Source organism: Erythrobacter donghaensis (assembly GCF_002155425.1).
Taxonomy (GTDB): Bacteria; Pseudomonadota; Alphaproteobacteria; order Sphingomonadales; family Sphingomonadaceae; genus Erythrobacter; species Erythrobacter donghaensis.
Genome location: NZ_MUYG01000008.1, coordinates 325,175 through 349,620, shown reverse-complemented (window position 1 = coordinate 349,620; position 24,446 = coordinate 325,175). Strand labels below are relative to the sequence as shown.

Here is a 24,446-nt window from a genome sequence, read left to right as displayed (position 1 = left end):
CGGCCCGTCCGTTGACTGCGATTTGTCGCTCGATCAGAACTTGGCGCCGACCGCGACGACGACCTGGTGACGGTTGTCGTTCGCGTCGAGGCCCAGCACTTCGCTGATGTTGTAGGTCGAATAGCGATACTCGAGACGACCGACGAAGCCGCCGAAATTGTGCTCGAAGCCCGCGCCGACGCGCACGCCTTCGAGATCGTCGGCCAGATCGACATCGACGCGGCTGTAGCCGGTCTTCAGGTAGATGATGTCGTTGGCATCCATTTCGAGGCCGAGACGCAGACCGCCGTAGATGTCGACACCGGCATCGCCGACGTCGCTGCTGATCGAGGTGTCGGTCAGTTCGGCTTCAATGCCGAGGATCGCATTGCCCGCCTTGAAGTCATAGCCAGCGGTCACGCCGTAAACGGCGCCCGAATCGCTGGCGTCTTCGCCGGCAGCTTCAAGGTTGATCACGTCGAGACCGCCGACGACGCCGACGAAGAAACCACCGTTGTCGGTGTCCTGAGCGGCAGCAGGAGCGGCGATCGCAGCCGCGGCAAGCGCGAGCGAAACGGAAAAAGTCTTCAAGGTATTTTCCCCAGTTTGGTTGAACTTTCGCCGCTCTAATCGAAGTTGAAAGACGCGAGAATTATTTACCGAGAGGGTGCTGCACAAAGTTACGCGGTGTGGCAACTTTGCGACAGGGGGGGCTGCGGACGCGGAACTTCTGTAAAGCCGCGCGTCCGGCAGTTTTCGACTGACGACGAGATCCTGGACGAAGACCAGTGTCAGCCCTCCCGCGCCTCCAGCCACTCCACCAGCGCCGCCATGCATTCGCGGCCCAGCAGCTTGCAGCGTTCGGGCGAGAAGCCCTGTTCGGGCTCGGGGAAGTCGGCGATGTCCTTGTAGGGCATCTCCAGCGTCATCGCGACCGCGCCGAAGCGTTCGGCAAGCTGGTTGGTGCTCATCGAGAGATTCGCGCGGCCTGCCGGGGCCTTGGGGTAACCGAGCTTGGTCTGGAAGTCCGGCGTGCGGCGGTCGAGGATGCGCTGGTAGCGGTAGAAGCCCTCGCCCTGCTCTTCCTTCCACGAGGGGATACCCTCGAACCCGGCGAGGAACACCGCCGGGATCGCCTCGTCGGCGTGAACATCCATCGCGAAATCGACGCCGGTCTGGTCCATCCGGTTACGGATCGCCAGCACTTCGGGCGAGCGGTCGGCGGTCGGCTCGGCCCATTCGCGGTTGAGGTTGGTGCCGACGCCATTTGTGCGCAGATGCCCGCGCCGCGAGCCATCGGGGTTGCAATTGGGGACGATGTGGATGCGGCAGTGCTTGCGCAGCGCGCGCGCAACTGGATCAGCGGGATCGGTTAGGCACTCCAATGCGCCCTCCATCCACCACTCCGCCTGCGTCTCGCCCGGATGCTGGCGGGCGTAGAGCCACACCTGCGTTTGCCCTTCGCCCAACTCGAGGCAATCGATCGGCTGGCCGTCGAGCGTGGTGCCGAGCCGGATGTAATCGACGCCCTTGGACGAGGCGGCCTCGGCGATCAGGTCGTGATGCCGCTCCATCGAGTAGGGCGCGAAATAGGCGCACCAGAACACGCCGCCCGCCGGAAGGTAGCGGATCGTCAGCGTGCCGCCGTCCTCGTCCTTGTCGAAGCTGGAGGCCGCGCGCGTCCAATAGGCGCGGTCTTCGCTGACGCAGGCGTCATAATCCGGCCAGCCGCCCGGATAGGCGCTGGCGTTGAGGCCGGTGATCTTGAGCACCACTTCCTCGCCCGCAGGGGCGCTGACGCGGAAGTGGAACCACTGGAAGAAGTCGGAGGCATTGTCGCGGCGGATCGCAAGGCGCGCGGTCGCGCCCTCGATCCCCAGCACGTCGATATTGCCGCTGTCGAAACCGGCGTCGATGAAGAGGGTCATTTTTGTCCTTGCAGCTTTTTCGCGTCGAGCGTCACGGTCTCGCCATTGCCACCGGGAAAGTCCTTGAACAACCCGGCGGCGAGCGTGCGGGCGCTGGTGTCGACCTGCGAGAAGGGCGACTTCACCCCGGTGGCGATCTGCGCGCGGCCTTCCCACAGGGTTGCGCCCGCGGCCTCGGTGATGCGCACCGAAAGCTCGGTCATCGCCGCCGGGCCTTCGCGCCCGCCGCCCAAATTGATGCCGACCCCCATGCCGACCCCGCTGCCGAAGCCGCCGGTCTGCCCGCCGACACCGACGCTGACCGGGCCGCGCCGCTCGACCGGGGCGGCGGCGATGGGATTGCGGCTGGTGCGCACCGTCGCGGTCTGGCTCGCGGGGACGCCTTCGGGCAGCACGGTGTAGCCGAGCCGGGTGAGCTCGGCAGTGACGGCGGCGGTCACGGCGCTGCGGGCGGCCTGGTTGGTGACCTCGTCGGGGAAGACCAGCGTGATCGTGCCCTGTCCCAGCGCCTGCGGCTGCGCGGCGACGAAGCGGGTGACCTCCACCGGGCCGGTATAGGGCGAGGTGGCGCAGGCCGACAGGGAAAGAGCGGCAGCTGCAGCGGCCAGCAGGGGAAGCGGGCGGGGGTGAGGCATGGCAGGGTTCCTTTCGTGCACAGCCGCTTATAGAGCGCCTGATTGACGATTTCTAAGCGCATTTGCGTGATAAGGCCCGGCGACATGCAGAGTTCCGCCAAACCCCCCGTTCTGGTCACCGGCGGCGCCGGTTATATCGGCAGCCACGCGGTGCTGGCGCTGCGCGATGCGGGCTGGCCGGTGGCGGTGATCGACAATCTGGTGACCGGCTTCCGCTTCGCCGTGCCCGATGGCGTGCCTTTCTTTGAAGGCGACATCGCCGATGCCGATCTGCTGGCGCGGATCTTTGCCGAGCAGGGGACACGCGCGATCATGCACTTTGCCGGATCGGTGGTGGTGCCCGAAAGCGTCGCCGATCCGCTCAAATATTACGACAACAACACCGCGAAAAGCCGGGCGCTGATCGCTGCGGCGGTGAAGGCGGGGGTGGCGCATGTCATCTTCTCCTCGACCGCGGCGACCTATGGCATTCCCGATGTCGCGGCGGTGAGCGAGGATACGCCGCAGCGTCCGATCAATCCCTATGGCTGGTCGAAGCTGATGACCGAGCAGATGCTCGCCGATGTCGCCGCCGCCCATCCGCTCAATTATGGCGTGCTGCGCTATTTCAATGTCGCGGGCGCCGATCCGCAGGGGCGCAGCGGGCAATCGACGGCGGGCGCGACGCACCTCATCAAGGTTGCGATCGAGGCCGCGCTGGGCAAGCGCGAATCGGTGAGCGTGTTCGGCACCGATTACGCCACGCACGATGGCACCGGGGTGCGCGACTATATCCATGTCAGCGATCTCGCCGCTGCGCACGTGCTGACACTGGAGTCGCTGATCGCCGATCCGCAGCGCTCGCTGACGATGAATTGCGGCTATGGCCGGGGCTTTTCCGTGACCGAAGTGCTCGACGCGGTCGACCGGGTGACGAATCGCAAGCTGGTGCGCCGGATCGAGGGGCGCCGCGCGGGCGACCCCGATTCGCTGATCTCCGATCCCGCGCGGCTCAGGGCGACGTTGGGCTGGGAGCCGGCCCACGCCGATCTCGACACGATCATCTCCCATGCGCTGGCGTGGGAGCGCAAATTGGGCGATTTGGGGGCGTAGAGCATCGCGCGGAAAAGTGGGCACCGGTTTTCCGCCAAAAGCGATGCTCCAACCAGAACCCGGGGCAGGTTCGCATTGACGCCAGCCCCGCGCGCCGCTAACGGCACGCTTCAATTTCCGCGCGTCGGACCGATTCCGGCGCGCTTCTCTTTTGGAAAAAGCGCCATGAAGATCGTCAACAGCCTGAAGTCGCTCAAGGGCCGTCACCGCGACAACCGCGTGATCCGTCGTCGCGGCCGCACCTATGTGATCAACAAGACCGACCGTCGCTTCAAGGCCCGCCAGGGCTGATTCGGCGCGGCTGCCCGGCAAGGGCGGCTGAGGAATTCTGCGTCCCGCCTCCTTCCCGGAGCGCGGGCCGCAGCCGTTTGAAGATGGGCGTTTGAGGGCGTGATGCAGAAAGCCGTGGTGTTCGATGTCGGGCGGGTGCTGTTCCAGTGGCAGCTGGGCGCGCTGTTCTCAAAGCTGATCGACGACCGCGCGGAACTCGACTGGTTTCTCGCCAACGTCGTGACCGAGGAATGGCACTTCGAGCATGATCGCGGCCGCGCGCTCGCGGACATGGTGCCGGAACGGATCGCGCTTTACCCGCAATACGAATCGCACATCCGCGCCTATGCGACGCGCTTCAACGAAACCGTGCCGGGGCCGGTCGAGGGATCGCATGAATTGGTCGAGCGGCTGGCGGGCGCGGGCGTGCCGCTGTTCTGTCTCACCAATTTCGGCGACGAGTTCTGGCAGATGTTCCGCCCGACCCAGCCGATCTTCGACCATTTCGAGGACATCATCGTCTCGGGCGTCGAGAAGGTCGCCAAGCCCGAGGCGCGGATCTACGAAATCGTCGAGGAACGCAGCGGGCGCGCGGGTGCGCAATTGTTCTTCACCGATGACAACCCGGCCAATATCGAAGCCGCCCGCGCGCGCGGCTGGGACGCGCATCTCTTCACCGATGCGGCCACGCTGGAAGCGGCGCTGGTGGCGGCGGGTTTCCTGCAAACCGAACGGTGATTCCCCGCGTAGGCGGGGATCTGCTGGTGGAAAGGCCTGAGGTCCCCGCCTGCGCGGGGACTCACATAGGATCGCGAAATGCAAAACCCCCGGCCACGCACTGGGGAGAGCGTACCGGGGGTCGTGGAGCTCTGTCGGGCTGGAGAGGCGCGCCGACAGAGAGGGACATCGTGTCAGGTCAGGCGGCGATCAGCCGTTGCACTTCGCCAGTTCTTCGGTGGTGATGTCCTGACCATCGACCTTGAAGGTCGCGACTTCGCCGAACTTGCGGTTCAGCGCGCGGCACACGCGCAGCGGGCGGGCGCTGGTCTTCTTGGCGACGCAGGTCGCGTCCTTGCAGGCCCAGGCCACGCCGTCGGTCACGGCCTTGGTCTCGCTCGTCGGGGCGGAGAGGGTGGCGGTGTAATAGGGGCTGCCCGCCGCCTGAAGCGGAGCGGCGCCGGTGGCCACGCCAAAGCTGAGGCCGGTGTAGACCAGCGCCGAAGCGAGGATTGCGAGCTTGCCGGAGCGGGGGATGGAGAGGGTGTTGATCATCGGGGTATCCTTTGCCTGTTTTCAAAGAGGGGGCAGGAGCCCCCGTGGTCTCACTCGTCTAATTTTGCAATGCAACATTTCGATTCGAAACCGGTTGCTATTCGCTACCTATCTAACTAGGTTGTGAGTTGCAACTGAAAACTGAAATTTTTTTGTGCGGCCTGCAAAATCGGTTACACATGACCCCGGACGGGGAAGGGACACGGCGAATGGGTGAATTGAGAGAACCGCTGCGCGAGCTGATCGAATGCGGATTGCCGCAGGCGCTCGAAGTGATGGGGGAGCGCTGGTCCTTCATGATCCTGCGCGCCAGCTTCAACGGTCTCAAGCACTTCGAGGAATTCCTGAGCGAGCTCGGGATCGCCCGCAACATCCTCTCCAACCGCCTCGCCAAGCTGGTCGAGCATGGCATTCTCAAGCGCGAGCCCTGCGCCGATGATCGCCGCAAGATCGAATATCGCCTGACCGAAAAGGGCTTCGACCTGCTCCCCGCGATGCTGGCGCTGCGCCAGTGGGGGCAGAAATACGGCGGTGAACGGGTAATCGAAGACCCCGTGCTGGTCGACGAGCGTGACCGGCTGCCGATCGGCCCGGTCTCGATCCTTGCCCATGATGGCCGCATCCTCGGCCACGAGGATCTGTGGCTGACCCGCCCGGCCGATCTCGGCAAGCGCGCTGACGGCACGCTGGCGACCCCCGGTCAGGCCCTTGGCCACGGCGATGTGATCGATCTGGCCTCCAAGACCGCACGCGCGGGCTGATTCGCGCGGCAAAACCGGTCGATAGCTGCGCGCTTGCGGGTGGCATGGCGCACCCATTGGGCTAAGGCTCCCGCGCATGAGCGTGAGCCTGCCTCCCGAATGTCACGAAATCCTGCATCGCACCTTCGGCTACCCCGCCTTTCGCGGGCAGCAGGAGGCGGTGATCGGCCGGGTGATGGCGGGCGCGCACACGCTGGCGCTGATGCCGACTGGCGCGGGCAAGAGCCTGTGCTACCAGATCCCCGCGCTGGCCCGCGCCGGGACAGCGGTGGTGGTCTCCCCGCTGATCGCGCTGATGCACGACCAGATCCGCTCGGCCACTGCAGCGGGAATCCGTGCCGCTTCGATGACCTCGGCCGACAGCGATAATGCCGCGACGGCCGAGGCCTTTCGCAGCGGCGAACTCGATCTGCTCTATGTCGCGCCCGAACGCGCCTCGACCCCCGGTTTCCAGAACCTGCTGGAGCGCGCCGAGATCGCGCTCTTCGCGATCGACGAGGCGCACTGCGTGTCCGAATGGGGGCACGATTTCCGCCCGGACTACCGCATGCTGCGCCCGGTGCTGGATCGCTTCCCCGATGTGCCGCGGCTGGCGCTCACCGCCACGGCGGATCAGGCGACGCGGGCGGACATCCTCAAGCAGCTGGGCATTGCCGACGAGGGCCTGATCGTCGCCGGGTTCGACCGGCCCAATATCCGCTATGCCATCACCCCGCGCGACAATGGCACGCGCCAGATTACCGAACTGCTCCAGCGGCTGGAGGGCGCAGGCATCGTCTATGCGCCCAGCCGCAAGCAGGCCGAAGACCTTGCCGCCGCGATTACCCGCGCAGGCCGAGAGGCGGGGTTCTATCACGCCGGGCTGGAGCCGGAGCGCCGCGCGCGGGTGCAGGCGGAATTCGTCGCCTCGGAAAGCATGGTGATGGTCGCGACCATCGCTTTCGGCATGGGGATCGACAAGCCCGACGTGCGCTTCGTGGTCCATGCCGGGCTGCCCAAGTCGATCGAGGCCTATTATCAGGAAACCGGCCGCGCGGGCCGCGATGGCGATCCGGCGGACGCACATCTGTTTTGGGGCGTTTCCGATTTCGCCCGCGCGCAGCAGTGGCTCGCCGAAGTCGAACCCGCACGGCTGGCAGTGGAGAAGGCCAAGCTCGACAGCCTCTCGGCGCTGGTCGAAACCCCCGAATGCCGCCGCGCGGTGCTGCTGCGCCACTTCGGCGAGAATCCGCCCGAGACTTGCGGCAATTGCGACAATTGCCTCGATCCGCCGCAGGTGGTCGATGCGAGCGAGCTGGCGCAGAAGCTGCTCTCGGCGGTTTATCGCACCGGGCAGAGCTTCGGGATCGGCCATGTCGAAAAGGTGCTGACCGGGCAGAACGACGAGCGGATCACTTCGCGCGGGCATGATCGGCTGTCGGTGTTCGGGATCGTCGATGCGCAATCCGCAAGGCTGCTGCGCCCGCTGACCCGCACGCTGGTGGCGCGCGGGATGCTGGCGGCGACCGAGCATGGCGGGCTGATGCTCGGGCCCGCAGCGCGCAGCGTGCTGAAGGGAGAGCGCAGCATCACCCTTGCCGAGCCACCGGTGCGCCAGCGCCGGTCACGGCGCGGACGCGGCGGGAACGACGCGCCCAACCCGGTCGGCAATCCGCTGTTCGAAGCCCTGCGCGCCAAGCGCAAGGCGCTCGCAAGCGAACATGGCCTCCCGGCCTATGTCATCTTCCACGATTCGGTGCTGCGCGACATGGCGCACCAGTGCCCGGAGACGCTCGGAGAGCTGGGCCGAATTCCCGGTGTGGGCGCGAAGAAGCTGGAGACGTGGGGGCCGGAATTCGTCGCCGTGGTGCGGGAGCACCTGGCAGGCTGATGCGCGGTCAGCGCGGGCGTTGCCGCACTGAATAATCGATTCGGATGCGCACCCATGATCCGAATTGCTCGCGCCCGCCGATCCGCGCCGGACGCACCCGGAACTGCCACGCGGCGGCCATCACCGCGCGGCCGATCTGCGCGCCTTGCGGCGCCTCGCTCAGCAGCTGGCAATCCTCGACATAATAGCCCGTCACCGTCTTGCAGGCGATCAGCGCATAGCCCGGCCCGCTGGCGGTCGAGAGATAGCCCGCCAGCTCCTGATCGGTCGGCTCGCGATACCAGCGCGCGGCATACAGCGGCTCGCCATTGGGCGCGGTGCCGACCTGCTGGCTGTCGCCCGCCCTGCGCGGATCGCCGGTGTCGGCCGGGCCATAGGACTGCCCCTGCCTGACCTTGGCGCCGATCTTGGGCGAAGGGCTGGCCGAGGGCTTGGGATCGGGCCGCGCTTCGGGCTGGGGTGTGGGCGACGGGGCCGGGCGCGGATTGGTGTCGAAGGGCGAGGCGAAGGGCTGCTCGGGCTGCGGCAGGGCCTGATCGGGCGTCGGCTGCGGCGCGCTGTCGGGGCTTTCTGCCTGCTGCTCGGGCTCGGTCTCGGTTTCCGGCTCGGCAGAAGGGGTGACAGTGGAGGCGGCGAATTCGGTGATCACCACCTTCTCGTCCGGCTCGCCCGCGAATTGCGTCCCCAGCGTCAAGAGCAGCAGCAGGATCAGCGCTTCGAGTGCCAGCGCAATGGCGAGGCTCGTTAGCTTGCGAGAGCGCGCAGCTTCGCGCAGGCCGGCCCAACGAGCGGCAAAGCCCCGCCGCTCCGCGGCCTCCACTGCGAGAATATCGTCCGAAATCGCCAATGCGCCTTTGACAAGGCCGCTAGGGGGGTGGCCTTCGCGCGCTTCTTAGCCTGTCATCAGCCGATAGGACAGGGCTTCGGCGATGTGAACGCGGCCAACCGTTTCGGACTCGGCGAGATCGGCGATGGTGCGCGAGACGCGCAGCATCCGCGTATAGCCGCGCGCCGACAAACGCAGCTTCTCCGCCGCCTGAAGCAGCAGCTTGCGCCCGGCTTCGTCGGGGGTGGCATGATGTTCGAGCCGATCGCCCTCCAGTTCCGCGTTCGACCTGACGCCCCGTGCGGTCTGGCGCTGGCGGGCGGCAGCGACCCTCGCAGCCACGGCCTCGCTGCCCTCAGCAGGCGGGGGCAGCGTCATGTCGAGCGCACTGACCGCGCCGACGTGAACGTGAAGGTCGATCCGGTCGAGCAGCGGGCCGGACAGCCGCGCCTGATAGTCGCCAATGCAGCGCGGATACTTGTTGCAGTTCCTCGCCGGATCGCCCGCATAGCCGCAGCGGCACGGGTTCATCGCCGCCACCAGCTGCACCCGCGCGGGGAAGGTGACATGGGCATTGGCGCGCGCCACATCGACCTGCCCCGTCTCCAGCGGCTGCCGCAGCGAATCGAGCACGGGGCGCTGGAATTCGGGCAATTCGTCGAGGAACAGCACGCCCAGATGCGCGAGGCTGACCTCGCCCGGGCGCACCTTCAGCCCGCCGCCGGTGAGCGCCGCCATGCTCGCCGAATGATGCGGCGCGCGAAACGGGCGGGCGCGGCTGATGCGCCCCGATTCGAGCATCCCGGCGACCGATTGCACCATCGACACCTCCAGCGCCTCGGATGGCGTGAGGGGAGGGAGGATGCCCGGCAGGCAGCTCGCCAGCAGGCTTTTGCCCGATCCCGGCGGGCCCACCATCATCAGGTTGTGGCCCCCGGCGGCCGCGATTTCGAGCGCGCGCTTTGCAACCTCCTGCCCCTTCACCTGCCTCAGATCATTGCCCATCATCGGCTCGCTCACCTGCCCGCGCTGCGGTTCAGGCAGGACGAGGCTGCCCTTTAGATGCGCCAGCAGCCCGGTCAGATCGCGCGGGGCGAGCACCGGCACCCCGCTCGCCCAGCGCGCCTCGGGGCCCTGTTCCGCAGGACAGATGAGGCCGGTGCCGAGCGTGCTGGCGTGGAGCGCGGCGATCAGCACGCCGGGGCTCGCCACCACGCGCCCATCCAATGCGAGTTCCCCGACCGCGATCCAGTCGCCCAGCTGTTCGGCATCGGTCACGCCCATCGCCGCGAGCAGCGCCAGCGCGATCGGCAGGTCGAAATGCGATCCGTCCTTGGGAAGGTCAGCGGGCGAGAGGTTGACCGTGATCCGCTTGGGCGGCAGCGCGAGGCCCAGTGCGGCGAGCGCGGCCTGCACCCGCTCGCGGCTTTCGCTAACTGCCTTGTCGGGCAAGCCGACGACATTGAAGCGCGGCAGGCCGGGGCCGATGTGGCACTGCACCTCCACCGCGCGGGCCTCCAGCCCGAGGTAGGCCACCGTCCTCACCAATGCGACCATGCCTGCCCCCGTCTTAACCCCGGCGCGGATTGTGCAGCTTTGTGAGAGGCTTGTCGAGCCGATGCGCAGGATTAATTGAACCTTGCCGCGCGCCTCCGCAGGGACGCTAAGGGTTTTCTAAAGCATAAATCTTGGCAATTTGGGAAAGGACGCGGGGTGATGGTGCGGGGCCATGAAACGCGCCCTTGCCCTGCTGCTTGCCGCCCTTGCGATGCTGCTGCCCGCCGCCCCGGCGCTGGCGCAGCAGACCGCGCGGGTGGTGACCACGGTCAGCTGGGTCGAGGAATGGGACCCGGCCACCGGCGAATGGGTGCGCGTTGCCGAGGATGGCGATGCAGGGTTTGTCCCCGCTTTCGCCCAGCCCGCGCCCGGCTCCTACACTGAGACCACCGTCACCGAAGAGCCGGTGCGCTTCATCGCTCACGCTCCGCGCCAAAGCGCCATGAGTGCGGGGATCGCGCGTTTCGGCCCCTTCCGCGTGATCGACGGCAAGCGCGCGGCGCTGGTCGCTTCGACCGATGCGGCCAGCCCGCAGGCCTTTGCCGCGATGCTCGCCGCCTTTCCGGGGCTCGAGGTGATCGAATTCGCCGATGCGCCGGGCACCAATCACGATCTGGCGAACCTTGCGTTGGGCCGCGCGATCCGCGCTGCGGGGCTTGCGACTCATGTCCCCGCTGGCGGATCGGCACGCTCGGGCGCGGTCGAGCTGTTCCTCGCGGGCACCCGCCGCACCACCGAGCCCGGCGCGCTGTTCGCGGTGCATTCCTGGCGGGATGAGCGCGGGCGCGAGCCGGCCGACTTCGCGCCCGATGCGCCCGAAAACCGGCTCTATCTCGATTACTATGCCGAAATGGGCATGAGCGCCGATGAGGCCCGCGCCTTCTATGCCATGACCAACTCGGTGCCCCACGCCAGCGCGCTGTGGCTGGAGGCCAACGAGATGGAGCGCTGGATTGTGCCCGCCACCCGCCGGATCGACGGCGACGCGGCGGCGGGCGTGCGGCTGGCACTGGCCCGGTCGGGCGACGCGCTCGGCGGGCTGGTGGCGCAGTCGCTCGGTCGGCTGGCGGCGTGGGAGCTGCCGGGTGCTATGCCCGTGGCCCCGATGATCGCTCCCAGGCTGGCTTACGCCGATCCGGGTGCCGGGCTGCTTGACTCTCTGGCGGCTTTCCCATAACGGCCCCGGTCTGATTTGCGGTCGCAGCGATGCGGCCCCGGTTGGTGTGCGGGCACAGGCTCGCGGGACACTCGCCGGTCTCTTGTTTCGAGGATGATATGAAGCGTACCTTCCAACCCAGCAATCTCGTGCGCGCCCGTCGTCACGGCTTCTTCGCCCGCAAGGCGACCCCCGGCGGCCAGAAGGTGCTCCGCGCCCGCCGTGCACGCGGCCGCAAGAAGCTCTGCGCGTAATTTTCTGGCGCCCTCAGGCGCCGGGCGCGGGCCATCCGGCCCGCTTGGCTTTCGCGGCACGGGTCGCGACGGGCAGTCGCCCTTGCGGGCTCCCTTCGGGAGCCCGTTTGCGTTTGCCGAGGTCTTGGAAAGAGCCCCCCGAACCGCGCAGCGGTTCGCAAGCGCGCCAAAAGGACTTGGCGCGCGCCGGCCGAAGGGTCGAATCCAAGGCGGACGGATGTCCGCCGCCCGGCGTTTGAGGGCCTCAACAAATGACTCAGGCGACAAACGCCACACCTCCGATCCAGACGCTCACCAAGCGCGCCGATTTTCTTGCGGCGAATTCCGGCACCCGCAATGCGCGGGCCGGGTTCGTGCTGCTGACCCGGCCCAATGACGGGCAGGGCATCCGCTACGGGATCACCGTCACCAAGAAGATCGGCAATGCGGTGATGCGCAACCGCATGAAGCGGAGGTTTCGCGAATTGCTGCGTGCCGCGCTGCCGACGCAGGGCCTTGCCGATCACGATCACGTGCTGATCGGCCGCGCGGGCGGGGTGGAGCGCGATTTTCAGCTGATGGCAGACGAGCTCGCCAAGGCGCTCGAACGGGCGCGCGAAGGCCGCGGCGATCCGGCGGGCGGGCGTAGGCCAAGACGCGGGAATCGCCGCAAATGAAGCAGCTCCTGATCCTCATCGCGCGCGGCTGGCAGCTTGGCCCGTCGCGCATTCTGCCGCCCTCGTGCCGCTACTCGCCATCCTGCAGCCAATACGCGATTGAGGCGCTCGGCAAATATGGTGCTCTCAAGGGTGGATGGATGGCGTTCAAGCGGCTAATGCGCTGCCACCCCTGGGGCGGACACGGACATGATCCGGTGCCCTAGGGGGTCTGGAAACGGGACCGTTCTATCCCCATAATACACCTGTCGTCGCATAGTCTCGGGGCATACACTTGGATAATCGCAACCTTCTGCTCGCTGTCGTGCTTTCGGTTCTGCTGCTCTTCGGATGGCAGGCGGGAATGAGCTATTTCTACCCCGAAGCCGCCGTGCCCGCGCCTGTGACGCCGGAAACGGGCGCGCCCGCCGCTGCGCCTGTGGCATCGACGAGCGGACAGCCGGTCGCTGCCGGGGCCGCAACGCTTGGGGGAGAGGCCGCCGCACCGCGCAAGGTCGATCTCAAGACCGCGCTCGCTGGCAGCAACCGCGTCGCGATCGACACGCCGCGCGTGGCCGGGTCGATCAACCTCGTTGGCGCGCGGATCGATGACATCGTGCTCAAGGATTACCGCGAGACGGTGGAGAAGGATTCGGGCCCCGTCCGCCTGCTCGCGCCCGAGGGCACCGGCGTCCAGTATTTCGCCGAATTCGGCTTCGTCAGCGGCGGCGCGCGCCAGCCCTCCAACCTCGTATGGCAGGCCGATGGCGGCAAGCTGACCCCGGAAACGCCCGTCACCCTGACGCACACCGATGCGGCCGGCGTGACCTATGCGATTCGCTTCGCCATCGACAAGGACTTCATGATCACCGCCACCCAGTCGGTGACCAACAACAGCCCGGCGGCGGCGATCATTCAGCCCTTCGCGCTGATCAAGCGCACCAGCACCAATGCGACGATCGACCAGTTCGTCTCGCACTCCGGCCCGGTCGGCGTGTTCGGCGGGACCCTGTGGGATCCGCATTCCTACAAGGAGCTGGCCGAAATCGGGCAGGAAGTGCCCGAAGGCTCGCCCGACTGGCTGGGCTTCACCGATCAATACTGGCTCGCCGCGCTGGTGCCCGGCGATGGCAAGGGCAACGTCAAGGTCGACGACGCGAGCTTCCGTTCGCTGCCCGGCGACCTGTTCCGCTCCGACCTGCTCTATGCCGCCAGCACCGTGCCCACCGGCGGCACCGTGACGCAGGACACGCGCCTGTTCGCCGGCGCCAAGGAAAGCGGGACGCTCGACAAGTACGAAGACGGTGGCATCACCAATTTCGGTCTCGCGATCAGCTGGGGCTGGTTCAAGTTCTTCGAAAAGCCGATCCTGTGGCTGCTGCGCACGCTCAACGGGCTGGTCGGCAATTTCGGCGTGGCGATCATCCTGCTCACCGTGATCATCCGCGGGCTGATGTTCCCGGTCGCGCAGAAGGGCTTTGCCAGCATGGCCGCGATGAAGGCCGTGCAGCCCAAGATGAAGGAGATCCAGGAGCGCTTCAAGGACGACAAGCAGCGCCAGCAGCAGGAAATCATGAAGCTTTACAAGGACGAGAAGGTCAATCCCTTGTCCGGCTGCCTGCCCATGGTCATCCAGATCCCGGTGTTCTTCGCGCTCTACAAGGTGCTGGTTCTGGCGATCGAGATGCGGCACGAGCCCTTCGTGCTGTGGATCCGCGACCTCTCCGCGCCCGATCCTGCGCATATCCTCAACCTGTTCGGCCTGCTGCCTTTCGAAGTCTCGGGCTTCTTCGCCATTGGGCCGCTCGCGCTCCTGCTGGGGCTCACCATGTGGCTGACCTTCAAGCTCAACCCGGCGGTGATGGACCCGGTGCAGCAGCAGGTCTTCGCGCTGATGCCGTGGATGCTGATGTTCGTGATGGCGCCCTTTGCCGCGGGTCTGCTGCTTTACTGGGTGACCTCGAACATCCTCACTGTCGCGCAGCAGAGCTATCTCTACTCCAAGCACCCGCAATTGAAGGCCGCCAATGCGATCGCCGAAAAAGCGGCGAAGGGGTAGCGGGCGTGGATGACCCCGAGGACTACGCGCAAGCCGAGGAAGCGGCATCGCGGCTCTTTTCCGGGCCGGTCGATTTCCTGCGCTCCGCCCCGCAGCTGCAATTCCTGCCCGATCCTGTGGTGCCGGAAATCGCCTTTTGCGGGCGTTCGAACGTGGGCAAGTCCTCGCTGCTCAACGCGCTGACCGGGAGGAAGGCGATCGCCCGCGCCTCGGTGACGCCGGGGCGCACGCAGGAGCTCAATTTCTTCGATGTCGGGCGGCCCGAGGAAGAGGGCGCGCTGCCGCTGTTCCGGCTGGTCGACATGCCCGGCTACGGCTTTGCCAAGGCCCCGGTGAAGGTGGTCGACAAGTGGAAGGCGCTGGTCAATTCCTACCTGCGCGGCCGCGCGGTGCTGGCGCGCACGCTGGTGCTGGTCGACAGTCGCCACGGGCTGAAGGACGTCGACCGCGCGATGATGAAGATGCTCGACGAGGCAGCGGTCGGCTACCGCGTGGTGCTGACCAAGACTGACAAGATCAAGGCAAGCAAGCTCGACAAGGTCGCCGAAGCGACCGCCGCCGAAGTGCGCAAGCATGTCGCCGCCTACCCCGAACTGCACCTCACCAGCAGCGAAAAAGGCATGGGCATCGCCGCCCTGCGCGCCGCCGTGGTGGCGGATGCGCTGGGCGAAGGTTGGATGGGCTAGCGGCGGGTCTGCTTTTGGGCGGCCGGGGTGCGGGCTTTGATGGCAGAAGGTGGGTGGTTTTCCGCCACCTCTCCTCACCGTCGCCCCGTGCTTGACACGGGGCTTGGCTTTTCTTTCTGCCGCGTTGGCGCGATACCCGGCGCATGGAGCAGGGCGGCTGGGTCTACATCATGGCGAACCGCTTTCGTGGCGGTATGTATGTGGGCGTCACAGCGGATGCGTTGGCCCGAGTATATCAGCACCGCGAAGGGACGGGTTCCCGTCACATCAAAGACTTCGCTAAGACGCGGCTGGTCTATGTCGAGCGCCACGACACCATCGAAGGCGCCATTGCCCGCGAGAAACTCGTCAAGAAATGGCGGCGCGACTGGAAGTTTGCGCTGATCGAGGCGGACAATCCCGAATGGAATGACCTTTGGGAGCAATGGTTCGCACCCCACACGGAGCAGAAGTAGCCAAGCCCCGTGTCAAGCACGGGGCGACGAACTTGATATGGTAGGTTTGGGGTCGCTTCCCGGACGGCAGCTTTCGGTGGAACGCCAGCTTTTGCCACCATTTCCTACACCTCACTCAGCCGCTAAAGTCCGCGCCGCTGTTTCCCATCGCTGTCAGGGTGGTCGCGTGACCGCCGTAGGCCAGACAAGCCCCCTCTCCCCTGTCCGTCCGCATGGTGCGGAACGGTATAGGGCATTGAAAGAATAAATAAATAACCGCGCCTACTAAGCGGACACGGTGTCCGCTTTGTAACGCTTAATGCGCTGGTTGGCGCGGTGCTGCTACTGGCGCGAAGGGCATGGGCATCGCCCGTTGTTGCTCTCCAACCGGGTCTCGGCCATGCCCGTCACCGCCGAGAAGTTCGCAAACGGCTTTTCCTTTGGGCGGGCGGCGATAGGCTGTTAAGGGGCCGCCCATGCTTACCATCGACAACGTCACCGTGCGGCTTGGCGGCCGGGCCATTCTCGAACGCGCCAGCGCGACCGTGCCGGTGGGCGCGCGCGTCGGGCTGATCGGCCGTAACGGCGCGGGCAAGTCGACGCTGATGAAGGCGCTGATCGGCGAGATCGAGCCCGACGATGGCGAAATCTCCAAACCGTCGCGCGCGCGGATCGGCTATATCGCGCAGGAAGCGCCGAGCGGGTCGATGACGCCTGAGGATGTCGTTCTCGCCGCCGCCACGGAGCGCGCCGAACTTCTGGCGGAGCTCGAAACCTGCACCGACATGGACCGCATGGGCGACGTGCACGAACGCCTGCTCGCCATCGACGCCTATTCCGCCCCGGCGCGCGCGGCCAAGATCCTCAATGGCCTCGGCTTCGACGAGGAGATGCAGCAGCGCCCGGTCGACAGTTTTTCGGGCGGGTGGAAGATGCGGATCGCGCTGGGCGCGCTGCTGTTTTCCGAGCCCGATATCCTGCTGCTTGACGAGCCGAGCAACCACCTCGATCTGGAAGCGACGTTGTGGCTGGAGAACTTCCTCAAGTCCTACCCCGCCACGCTGGTGGTGATCAGCCACGAGCGCGACCTGCTCAACAAGGTGGTCGATCACATCCTGCACCTGCAGGGCGGGCAGCTGACGCTTTATCCCGGCGGGTATGATGCCTTCGAGAAGCAGCGGGCCGAGCGGGCGGCGCAGCTGGCGGCGGCCAAGGCGTCGCAGGATGCGCAGGCGGCGCGGCTGCGCGATTACGTCGCGCGCAATTCGGCCCGCGCCTCGACCGCCAAGCAGGCGCAGTCGCGCGCCAAGATGCTCGCCAAGATGCAGCCGATCGCGGCGCTGATGGAAGACCCCTCGCTGAGCTTCGATTTTCCCGATCCGGCGGAGATGAAATCGCCGATGATCACGCTGGAACAGGCGGCGGTCGGCTATGGCGAGGCGCCGCCGATCCTCAAGCGCCTGAACTTCCGGATCGAGGCCGATGACCGGATCGCGCTGCTGGGCCGCAACGGCAACGGCAAGACCACGCTGGCGCGGCTGCTGGCCTCGCAGCTTGCCCCGGCGGAGGGCGCGGTCAATGCGCCGGGCAAGCTCAAGGTCGGCTATTTCACGCAGTATCAGGTCGAGGAACTGGCGGGGGAGGACACCCCGCTCGACCTGATGAACCGCGCGATGGAGGGGGCCTCGCAAGGCGCGGTGCGCGCGCAGCTGGGGCGGTTCGGCTTTTCCGGGCCGCGGGCGAACCAGCGGGTCGACAAGCTTTCGGGCGGGGAGCGCGCACGGCTGGCGCTGGCGCTGATCACCCGCGACGCGCCGCATCTGCTGATCCTCGACGAGCCGACCAACCACTTGGATGTCGACGCGCGCGAGGCGCTGATTCAGGCGCTCAACGGCTATTCCGGGGCGGTGATCCTGATCAGCCACGATCGCCACATGGTCGAGCTGACCTCGGACCGGCTGGTGCTGGTGGATGGCGGGACGGCGCGAGAATATGCGGGCAGCATGGATGATTACATCGACTTCATTCTGGGTCGCAATCAGCCCAAGGCGGATCGCGGCGGCAAGGCCAAGGGCGCGCGCAACGCGGGTGCGGACCTGCGCGCGGCGCAGTCGGAGCAGAGCAAGGCGGAAGCCGCCATCGCCCGCCTGACCGCCGATCTGGCGCAGCTGGACAAGCGGATCCTCGCAGCGGACGGGTCGGCGATGCAGGGCCTGCTCAAGCAGCGGGCCGAAGCGGCTGACCGGCTGGCCGAGGCCGAAGAGGCATGGCTGGCCGCCGGGGCCGCGCTGGAGGCCGCACAAGCCGCCTGAGCCGCCTACTCCGCCAGCGCTTCCAGCATATCTGCTGCCAGCGCGCGCGCGGCGGCGGCGGCAGCGTCGCGGTCGGCATTGTCGCCGACTTCGTAGGTGTAGGCGGGGATGGCGTAGGTCTGGTGGAACCAGTTCTTGGTCGTCCCGCTGCCGGGATTGGCGTTGCGCGGTTCGAGCGTGAAGGGGTAGCCGGGGAAGGCCTCTTCCTTCCCGCCCAGCCAGCGCGCCAGAAACGCCGCCTGCGCCGGGGTCGCTTCGTCGGGCCCCTGCACATAGAACAGGTTGCGCCCGGTCGAGTGGAAATCGACCATCAGCACCGGGCGCACCCCGGAAGGCAGCGTGCCGAGCCATGCTTTCACAGCGCGCGTCTCGGGCTGGGTGAAGGGGCCCCAGTCGCGGTTCAGATCCACCGCGCCGCGATTGGCGCGCCAGTGGCCGCGCACCACGCCATCGGGGTTGAGCATCGGCACCACCAACACCTGCACATCCCCGAGGCTGCCCGCTCGCGCCGCGAGGGCATCGACGAAGGCCTCCATCGCGATTGCGCCGGTCACCTCGGGCGGGTGCTGACGGCCGATCAAAACCACCAGCCGCGGCGCATCCACGCGGCCGAGCCGGATCGCCTCGATCAGGCGGCCATCATGCGAGCTGCCGATCGGGAACACCGCCGCGCCGGAGGTTTTGCTCCACCGCGCCAGCGCCTCGCCCGTTTGCAGCGGCACCAGCAAGTCCTGTGCGGCGACCAGACCCGCGCCCGGCGGCACATCGAAGCGGGCAGTCTTGCCGTCGGCGCTCACCTCTGCCTCAAGCACGCGCCATCCGCCGTCGGTCGCCAGTTTGGGGGCATAGCGGTGCCCGCTTTCGAGATAGCGCAGCGTCACGCTCACCGGCGCATCGCCGTCCGCGATATAGCGGAAGGCATACCACGGGCTGGGATTGATCGGCGGGGCGTGTTCGGGGGTGACGAGCAGCGTAAAGGCGCGCTCCCCTGTCACCGCACAGGCCATCGGCGGTGCGCCGTCGAAATCGAAGGCGAGGGTGACGCTGGCCGAGCGGCAGTCGCCCGCCACCGCCGCCGAGGCCGTGCGCGGGGGCGCAGGACTGCAAGCCGCCGTCGCCAGCCCCCCCGCCAGCAGGGCTGCTCCGGCCCACAGGTGTCGCATCGCGCTGCCCATGGGCCGGAGACCTATCAGAAGTTCTTGCGCACTTCGACCCGCCACACCCGGCCACGGGCCGAATGGAGTTCGCTGAAGAAGCCCAGACTTTCGTCCGCCAGCGGCGGGTCCTTGTCGAACAGGTTGTTGACCCCCAGTCGGATGCGCGTGCCATCCAGTGCGCCCTTTTCGAAGGAATAGGACACGTTGAGGTTGAGGGTCAGAATGTCGTCAACCCGGAAGAAGTTGATGTTGGGATCGGCCGATTCGAACGGCACGTCGCGGCTCACGCTGGTGTCCCACACTTGCCCGACATATTGCGCGAACAACCCGACATCGACCGGGCCCATGCCCCAGTTGACCGAGCTGGAGAAGCGCCACTTGGGCCGCCCCTCGATCTCGAGCAGCTGGCCGAGGCCGCCGACCACCACTTCGGGCGGCAGCAGCCCGGCTGCGATCCCTTCGAGCAGTTCCTCGCCCTCGTTTCCGGCCGATTGCACGAAGCTGGTCAGCCGCGCGGCGTTGAAGCGCAGGCGGATGTCCCCCGCGCCGAAATCGGGAACGTTGTAGAACAGGCCGAAGTCCCAGCCCTTCGAAACGCGGCTGTCGAGGTTGAGATAGGGATCGTCGACGAACAGGATCTCACCCGCCGCCGCCAGCCCGGTGCCGGCGAACAGCGCAACCTGTTCGGGGGTGGGATCGGCGCGCACCACCGCCGGATTGGTGCCGCCCGCAAGCCGCCGCAGCAGGTCGAGCGCGATCGCGTTGTCATCGCCGAAGGTGCCGACCAGCCCGGTCTGCTTCACGCGCCAGTAATCCGCCGTCAGCGTGAGCCCCGGAATGAAGCCGGGTTCGAGCACCACGCCGAGGTTGATGCTCTCGCTGTCTTCGGGCTGGAGCCGGTCGGTGCCCGAACGGAAGCTGATCACGCCTTCGCCGGGGCACACCGCAAGGCTGGAGAGCTGGCCCTTGGCGACCTGCGCGGCGCAGATCACGAAGTCGTCGCGCGTGTTCGACCGGGTGGTGCCTTCGTCATTGACCTGCACCAGATTGGGCGCGCGGAAGCCCTGCGACCATGCGCCGCGGAAGGTGATCCCCGGCACCGTGGTCCACGAGGCGGCAACGCGCGGGACGATGGCGGTCTGGTCGATATCCTTGAAGTGCTCCATCCGGCCCGCCAGCTGGAGGTTGAGCGCGCTGACGAGCGGGATGTTCATGTCCTCGCTGACCAGTGGCACGAAAGTTTCGGCATGGGCCGACCACACCTCGCGCGAGCCGTTGGTGTCGGGCGAGGGGCTGGTGCCGACCACGTCCGAGCCGAAGGTCACGCCCGGGATCACGCTGTCGGTCCAGGTGATCGTGCCATCAAGCCGCGGGTCGCGATCGTCGAAGAAGGTCTCGCGCCGCCATTCGATCCCCGCCGCAATCCCGACATCGCCGCCGGGCAGGGTGAAGAGGTCGGAGCGGCTGACCTTGAAGTCGGCCAGCGCGAGACTGGTGCCGCCCTTGCGGAACACGCTGATGCGGAACGGGTCGATACTGCTGGTGGGATTGGGGGTGCAATCGCCATTGCCCGGATCGCCGGTCACGCAGCCGCCGTTGAAGGGGTTGTAGGCATCGGGCGTCGACCTGTTGATCGCGTCCTGCAGCAGCGTGAGCGACACGCGGTTGCCTTCAAGATCGGTGGTGCGCGCTTCGGAATAGACGAAGCCGGTGTCGAAATCCCACGAGCCGAAATTGCCCTTGAGGCCCGCGACGAGGCGGTAGGAATCCTTGGTCACGTTGACCGAGCGGTTGCCCGCATCGACGAAGCGATAGCGCTCCATGATCACATCCGCCCCTCCGGTGGGGATGGTGGTGCCGCCGATCCGGTTGGGGTTGGGCGTACCATCGGGGAAGGTGACGGGGCCGAAGGGGTTCCAATAGGCATTGCGGCTGATCCCCACCGGCACCGCGCTGAGAATTGCGGCAGGCGTGATGAAGCGCTCGCTCTCCGAGCGGTAATAGCTCCCCTCGAAATAGGCTTCGAGGCTGTTGGTGAGCTCGTAATTCAGCAGGCCCATCACGTTGTAGCGGGTCTTTTCGCTGATGATGGTGGTGCCGAAATTGGTGTTGTAGCGCACCGCGATATCCGGCGTGATACCCGCCCGCGCGCACAGGCCGTCGCCCAGATCGATCCGGCAATTGGGGAAGGTGCTGGGCTGGAGGTAGAAATCGTCGTCATTCAGCGGCGTGCGGTTGTTGGGCGCCTGAATGTCGAACTGGCCGAAAGGGCCGAAGGTGTTGCGGTTGTTGAACTGGTTGTCGCCCTCGAACGGCGTGCCCACCACCAGCGGCAGGCGGTTGTCGTCGGCGGCATAATCGCGGTCGGACGCGGGCATGCCGGTTTCATGGAAATAGCCGCCATAGACCGTGAGGTTGGCGCGGCCCCCGGCGAAGTCGAAGCCATAGCCGCCCGCGAGTGCGTAGCTTTCAAGGCTGGTGCCTTCCGAGGCGCGGAATTCGCCTTCGATGAAGCCGCCTCGGCGGTTGCCGCGCAGCACAGTGTTGACCACGCCCGCGACCGCATCCGCGCCGTAGATCGCCGATGCGCCGTCGCGCAGCACTTCGATCCGGCGCACGGAGCCGGGCGCGATTTCGTTGGTGTCGGGGCTGACCACGGGCACCAGAAGCTCGGTCTGGAAGCCGGGGTTCAGCACCATGCGGCGGCCGTTGATCAGCAGCAGCGTATTGCCGGTGCCGAGATCGCGCAGGTTGATCGAGGCGGCATCGCCGCGGGCGTTGTTGACGGTGGTGTCGTTCTGTTCGTTGAAGGCCACCCCGCCCGCCTGCGGGATCGAGCGGAACAGCTCGTCACCCGATGTCGCCGCGACGTTGGCGATGTCGATTTCGTCGACCACGGTGACGGGCAGCACGTCGTTGATCTTGGCGCCCTGAATCCGGGTGCCGGTGACGGTGATCACGCGCTCCTCTTCCGCCGCGGGTGCGGGCGGCGTTTCGGCTTCCTGCGCGTGGGCGGCCTGCGCCGCGATCAGGCTGGCGCCGCACAGCAGGGTGAACCTGCCAAATCGATTGGTGGACATTCCTATTCTCCCCGTTTTTCAATGATTTTAAGTGATTGCGCCCACTTGGAAAAAAGCTTCGGCCACTGGCTGATGACCTGATCGGGCTGGCCCAGACCCCAGCCATGCCCGCCGTCGCGGAACAGGTGCAGCTCCGCGCTCGCCCCGGCCGCGATGAGGGTCTGGAACAGCAAGATGCCGTGCCCCGGCGGCGTGGTCGGATCGTCGGCAGAGGCGAAGATGATGGTCGGCGGCGCGTGTTTGTCCGCGTAGGTGTCCAGCGACCAGGCGGCCTCGGCCTTGGGGGTCGCCTTGTCGCCCACGATCTCGCGCCGGGTGCGGGTGGTGTCATAGGGTGCGCGCAGGGTCACGACCGGGAACAGCAGCACCGCGAAATCGGGCCGGGCCGAGACGTGCTCGAAGCGGTCCTTGCCTTCGTAAAGCGCGCGGCCCGGCTGATAGGCGGTGAAGCCCGCCAGATGCCCGCCCGCCGAAAAGCCCATGATCCCGATCCTGTCGGGCGCGATGCCGAATTCGCCCGCGCGGGTGCGGATGATCTTCATCGCGCGCTGCGCGTCCATGAAGGGTGCGGTGGAGTCCCATCCGTCATTCGGCAGGCGGTAGATCAGCTCGAACACGGTGAAGCCCTGCGCGGCGAGCCACTCGGCGGCGGGCGTGCTTTCCTTCCACAGCTGGATGCGGAAATAGCCGCCGCCGCCTGCGACCAGCACCGCCGCGCCGTTGGGCCGGGCGGGGCGGAAGACGCGCATCCGGGGCGTCGCGATATTCGACACCGCGCCGAAGCCTGCGCCTTTTTCGCCGAGGACTTCCGGCCCTTCGACCTTGCCATTGCCCGGCGGGGTGCCCGGCCACAGGCGGATTTCCTCGCGCTCGGTATCGTTCGCGGCCGCCAGCGCGGCGGGGGCGAACAGCGCGAGCAGCACGGCGAGGGCGAGGCGGATCATGGCGTATTCTCCAGCACCTTGGCGAGCTTCTCGCTCACCGGCCCGCTGCGCTCGTGGCGCTCGATATCCTCGGGCGGGAGCGGCATGGGCGTGCCCGCCAGCGCGGCAGCGAGGCGGGTCTCGTCGAGCGCGCCTTCCCACTTCGCCACCACGATCGTCGCCACCGCATTGCCGATGAAATTGGTGAGCGCGCGGCATTCGGACATGAAGCGGTCGATCCCGAGGATCAGCGCCATCCCCGCCACCGGCACGCTCGGCACCACCGAAAGGGTGGCGGCAAGGATCACGAAGCCCGATCCGGTCACCCCGGCCGCGCCCTTGGAGCTGATCATCGCCACCAGCACCAGCGTCAGCTGTTCGGCCAGCGACAGCTCCACGCCCACGGCCTGCGCGATGAACAGCGCGGCCAGTGTCATGTAGATGTTGGTGCCATCGAGATTGAAGGAGTAGCCCGTCGGCACCACAAGCCCGACGACTGCCTTGCGGCATCCGGCCAGTTCCATCTTCTCTATCAGGCTCGGCAGCGCGGCTTCGGAGGAGGAGGTGCCCAGCACCAGCAGCAATTCGGCGCGCAGGTAACGGATCAGCGCGAGGATCGAGAAGCCGGTGAACCACCCCACCAGCCCCAGCACCACCAGCACGAACAGCAGCGAGGTGAGGTAGAACGTCCCCACCAGCGCGGCGAGATTGGCGAGGCTGCCGATCCCGAACTCGCCGATGGTGAAGGCCATCGCCCCGAACGCACCGATCGGGGCGAGCTTCATCAGCATATTCACGAGCTTGAAGATGACCTGCCCGAAGGATGCGAGCACATCGGTCACCAGATCGCTCGCCGGGCGGGTCGCGGCGATGGCGACGCCCGCGAGGATCGCCACCAGCAGCACCTGCAGGATCTGCCCGTCGGTGACCGCGCTGAACAGGGTTTCGGGGATGATCGAGAGCAGGAAGCCGGTGATCGTCGTCGCCTCGGCCTTGTTGGCATAGTCGGCGACCGCAGCGGTATCGAGCGTGGCGGGGTCGATGTTGAGCCCCTCGCCCGGGCGCACCAGATTGGCAACCGCAAGGCCGATGATCAGCGCCAGCGTGGAGAAAGTGAGGAAATAGGCAAAGGCCTTGCCCGCCACGCTGCCGACCGCCTTCAGATCGCGCATCCCCGCGATCCCGGTGGCGACCGTGACGAAAATCACCGGGGCAATGATCATCTTGACCAGCTTGATGAAGGCATCGCCCAGCGGCTTGAGGCTGGCGCCGAATTCGGGTGCGAAATGGCCCACCATCGCGCCCAGCGCGATCGCGGTGAGCACCTGCACGTAAAGCTGCCGGTAGAACGGCAGGCGCACCGGCGCAGCGTCGCTTGCAGTGATGGTGTGCGAACCCATAGGTCGCCGGCTCCCCCGTTGATCTGTTCTTTGCGCCCAAGGATCGGAGAGGGAAGGGCGCGCCGCAAGCTTTTGTGACACTCTGGGCCAACCACGGAGTTTCAGGGACTTGTCCGCGGTCGCTGGGCAATTTGTGCGGATTTCCGCACAAAAATCTTGC

General features: G+C 66.8%; 23 protein-coding genes. 13 read left to right on the top strand and 10 right to left on the bottom strand.

Translation table 11 applies throughout. From position 1 onward, the window contains the following. Positions 1–33: 33 nt before the first annotated feature. The 3 genes from BZF59_RS06125 to BZF59_RS06115 all read right to left on the bottom strand — a co-directional run bounded on the left by BZF59_RS06125 (position 34) and on the right by BZF59_RS06115 (position 2,542). Positions 34–570: an outer membrane protein gene (locus BZF59_RS06125; RefSeq protein ID WP_158094283.1), complete on the bottom strand. Its 537-nt coding sequence runs from the start codon at positions 568–570 to the stop codon at positions 34–36. Between the two features lie 200 nt (positions 571–770). Continuing rightward, positions 771–1,907 (bottom strand): M14 family metallopeptidase, encoded by a 1,137-nt coding sequence (locus BZF59_RS06120; protein ID WP_086607347.1) that lies wholly within the window; start codon positions 1,905–1,907, stop codon positions 771–773. Beyond that, the gene (locus BZF59_RS06115; RefSeq protein ID WP_086607346.1) at positions 1,904–2,542 is read right to left on the bottom strand and encodes a hypothetical protein; all 639 of its coding nucleotides are present in this window, start codon (positions 2,540–2,542) and stop codon (positions 1,904–1,906) included. The genes BZF59_RS06120 and BZF59_RS06115 overlap by 4 nt, the downstream gene beginning before the upstream one ends. Before the next feature lie 84 nt (positions 2,543–2,626). On the opposite strand from BZF59_RS06115, the gene galE reads away from it, so the two are divergent. From galE to BZF59_RS06100, 3 genes are all read left to right on the top strand, one after another. Next, the gene (galE, locus tag BZF59_RS06110) at positions 2,627–3,634 is read left to right on the top strand and encodes a UDP-glucose 4-epimerase GalE (RefSeq protein ID WP_086607345.1); all 1,008 of its coding nucleotides are present in this window, start codon (positions 2,627–2,629) and stop codon (positions 3,632–3,634) included. Positions 3,635–3,799: 165 nt separating this feature from the next. After that, a complete protein-coding gene (ykgO, locus tag BZF59_RS06105) occupies positions 3,800–3,925 on the top strand; it encodes a type B 50S ribosomal protein L36 (RefSeq protein ID WP_017666014.1) in 126 nt (41 codons plus the stop codon). Between the two features lie 102 nt (positions 3,926–4,027). Then, complete coding sequence (locus BZF59_RS06100; protein ID WP_086607344.1) at positions 4,028–4,642, top strand: HAD family hydrolase; 615 nt, start codon at positions 4,028–4,030, stop codon at positions 4,640–4,642. A gap of 189 nt (positions 4,643–4,831) precedes the next feature. On the opposite strand, the gene BZF59_RS06095 is transcribed toward BZF59_RS06100, so the two are convergent. Next, positions 4,832–5,176: a CC_3452 family protein gene (locus BZF59_RS06095; protein ID WP_086607343.1), complete on the bottom strand. Its 345-nt coding sequence runs from the start codon at positions 5,174–5,176 to the stop codon at positions 4,832–4,834. 209 nt (positions 5,177–5,385) lie between these two features. Between BZF59_RS06095 and BZF59_RS06090 the strand changes: the two genes are divergently transcribed. After that, entirely contained in the window at positions 5,386–5,937 is a 552-nt protein-coding gene (locus BZF59_RS06090) for a winged helix-turn-helix transcriptional regulator (protein WP_086607342.1), read from the top strand. Positions 5,938–6,013: 76 nt separating this feature from the next. Next, positions 6,014–7,807: a DNA helicase RecQ gene (recQ, locus tag BZF59_RS06085; protein WP_086607341.1), complete on the top strand. Its 1,794-nt coding sequence runs from the start codon at positions 6,014–6,016 to the stop codon at positions 7,805–7,807. Positions 7,808–7,814: 7 nt separating this feature from the next. Here recQ and BZF59_RS06080 read toward each other — a convergent pair whose 3' ends face one another. Together BZF59_RS06080 and BZF59_RS06075 are read right to left on the bottom strand one after the other, a co-directional pair. After that, positions 7,815–8,654: a hypothetical protein gene (locus tag BZF59_RS06080; protein ID WP_245806048.1), complete on the bottom strand. Its 840-nt coding sequence runs from the start codon at positions 8,652–8,654 to the stop codon at positions 7,815–7,817. 45 nt (positions 8,655–8,699) lie between these two features. Then, positions 8,700–10,190 (bottom strand): YifB family Mg chelatase-like AAA ATPase, encoded by a 1,491-nt coding sequence (locus tag BZF59_RS06075; protein WP_086607340.1) that lies wholly within the window; start codon positions 10,188–10,190, stop codon positions 8,700–8,702. Positions 10,191–10,362: 172 nt separating this feature from the next. On the opposite strand from BZF59_RS06075, the gene BZF59_RS16510 reads away from it, so the two are divergent. The 8 genes from BZF59_RS16510 to BZF59_RS06035 all read left to right on the top strand — a co-directional run bounded on the left by BZF59_RS16510 (position 10,363) and on the right by BZF59_RS06035 (position 17,726). Further along, positions 10,363–11,367: a hypothetical protein gene (locus tag BZF59_RS16510; RefSeq protein WP_086607339.1), complete on the top strand. Its 1,005-nt coding sequence runs from the start codon at positions 10,363–10,365 to the stop codon at positions 11,365–11,367. 98 nt (positions 11,368–11,465) lie between these two features. Then, entirely contained in the window at positions 11,466–11,600 is a 135-nt protein-coding gene (gene rpmH, locus BZF59_RS06065) for a 50S ribosomal protein L34 (protein ID WP_026092078.1), read from the top strand. A gap of 251 nt (positions 11,601–11,851) precedes the next feature. Next, positions 11,852–12,256 (top strand): ribonuclease P protein component, encoded by a 405-nt coding sequence (gene rnpA, locus BZF59_RS06060; protein WP_086607338.1) that lies wholly within the window; start codon positions 11,852–11,854, stop codon positions 12,254–12,256. Continuing rightward, a complete protein-coding gene (gene yidD / locus BZF59_RS06055) occupies positions 12,253–12,462 on the top strand; it encodes a membrane protein insertion efficiency factor YidD (protein WP_086607337.1) in 210 nt (69 codons plus the stop codon). Before rnpA ends, yidD begins: the two co-directional genes overlap by 4 nt. Positions 12,463–12,530: 68 nt before the next feature. Next, positions 12,531–14,294, top strand: coding sequence for a membrane protein insertase YidC (yidC, locus tag BZF59_RS06050; protein ID WP_086607336.1), 1,764 nt, complete (start codon positions 12,531–12,533; stop codon positions 14,292–14,294). A 5-nt stretch (positions 14,295–14,299) separates the two neighbouring features. Further along, entirely contained in the window at positions 14,300–14,980 is a 681-nt protein-coding gene (yihA, locus tag BZF59_RS06045) for a ribosome biogenesis GTP-binding protein YihA/YsxC (RefSeq protein WP_086607335.1), read from the top strand. 143 nt (positions 14,981–15,123) lie between these two features. Then, a complete protein-coding gene (locus BZF59_RS06040) occupies positions 15,124–15,435 on the top strand; it encodes a GIY-YIG nuclease family protein (protein WP_086607334.1) in 312 nt (103 codons plus the stop codon). Between the two features lie 455 nt (positions 15,436–15,890). Beyond that, positions 15,891–17,726: an ABC-F family ATP-binding cassette domain-containing protein gene (locus BZF59_RS06035; protein WP_086607333.1), complete on the top strand. Its 1,836-nt coding sequence runs from the start codon at positions 15,891–15,893 to the stop codon at positions 17,724–17,726. 5 nt (positions 17,727–17,731) lie between these two features. On the opposite strand, the gene BZF59_RS06030 is transcribed toward BZF59_RS06035, so the two are convergent. Genes BZF59_RS06030 through BZF59_RS06015 form a run of 4 tightly spaced genes read right to left on the bottom strand, consistent with a single transcriptional unit; the run spans position 17,732 to position 24,286 of the window. Continuing rightward, entirely contained in the window at positions 17,732–18,889 is a 1,158-nt protein-coding gene (locus tag BZF59_RS06030; RefSeq protein WP_158094282.1) for a M14 family metallopeptidase, read from the bottom strand. 26 nt (positions 18,890–18,915) lie between these two features. Then, positions 18,916–21,963, bottom strand: coding sequence for a TonB-dependent receptor domain-containing protein (locus tag BZF59_RS06025; RefSeq protein ID WP_086607331.1), 3,048 nt, complete (start codon positions 21,961–21,963; stop codon positions 18,916–18,918). Positions 21,964–21,965: 2 nt separating this feature from the next. Further along, entirely contained in the window at positions 21,966–22,907 is a 942-nt protein-coding gene (locus BZF59_RS06020; protein ID WP_086607330.1) for an alpha/beta hydrolase, read from the bottom strand. Then, a complete protein-coding gene (locus tag BZF59_RS06015; protein WP_086607329.1) occupies positions 22,904–24,286 on the bottom strand; it encodes a dicarboxylate/amino acid:cation symporter in 1,383 nt (460 codons plus the stop codon). The genes BZF59_RS06020 and BZF59_RS06015 overlap by 4 nt, the downstream gene beginning before the upstream one ends. Positions 24,287–24,446 lie beyond the last annotated feature (160 nt).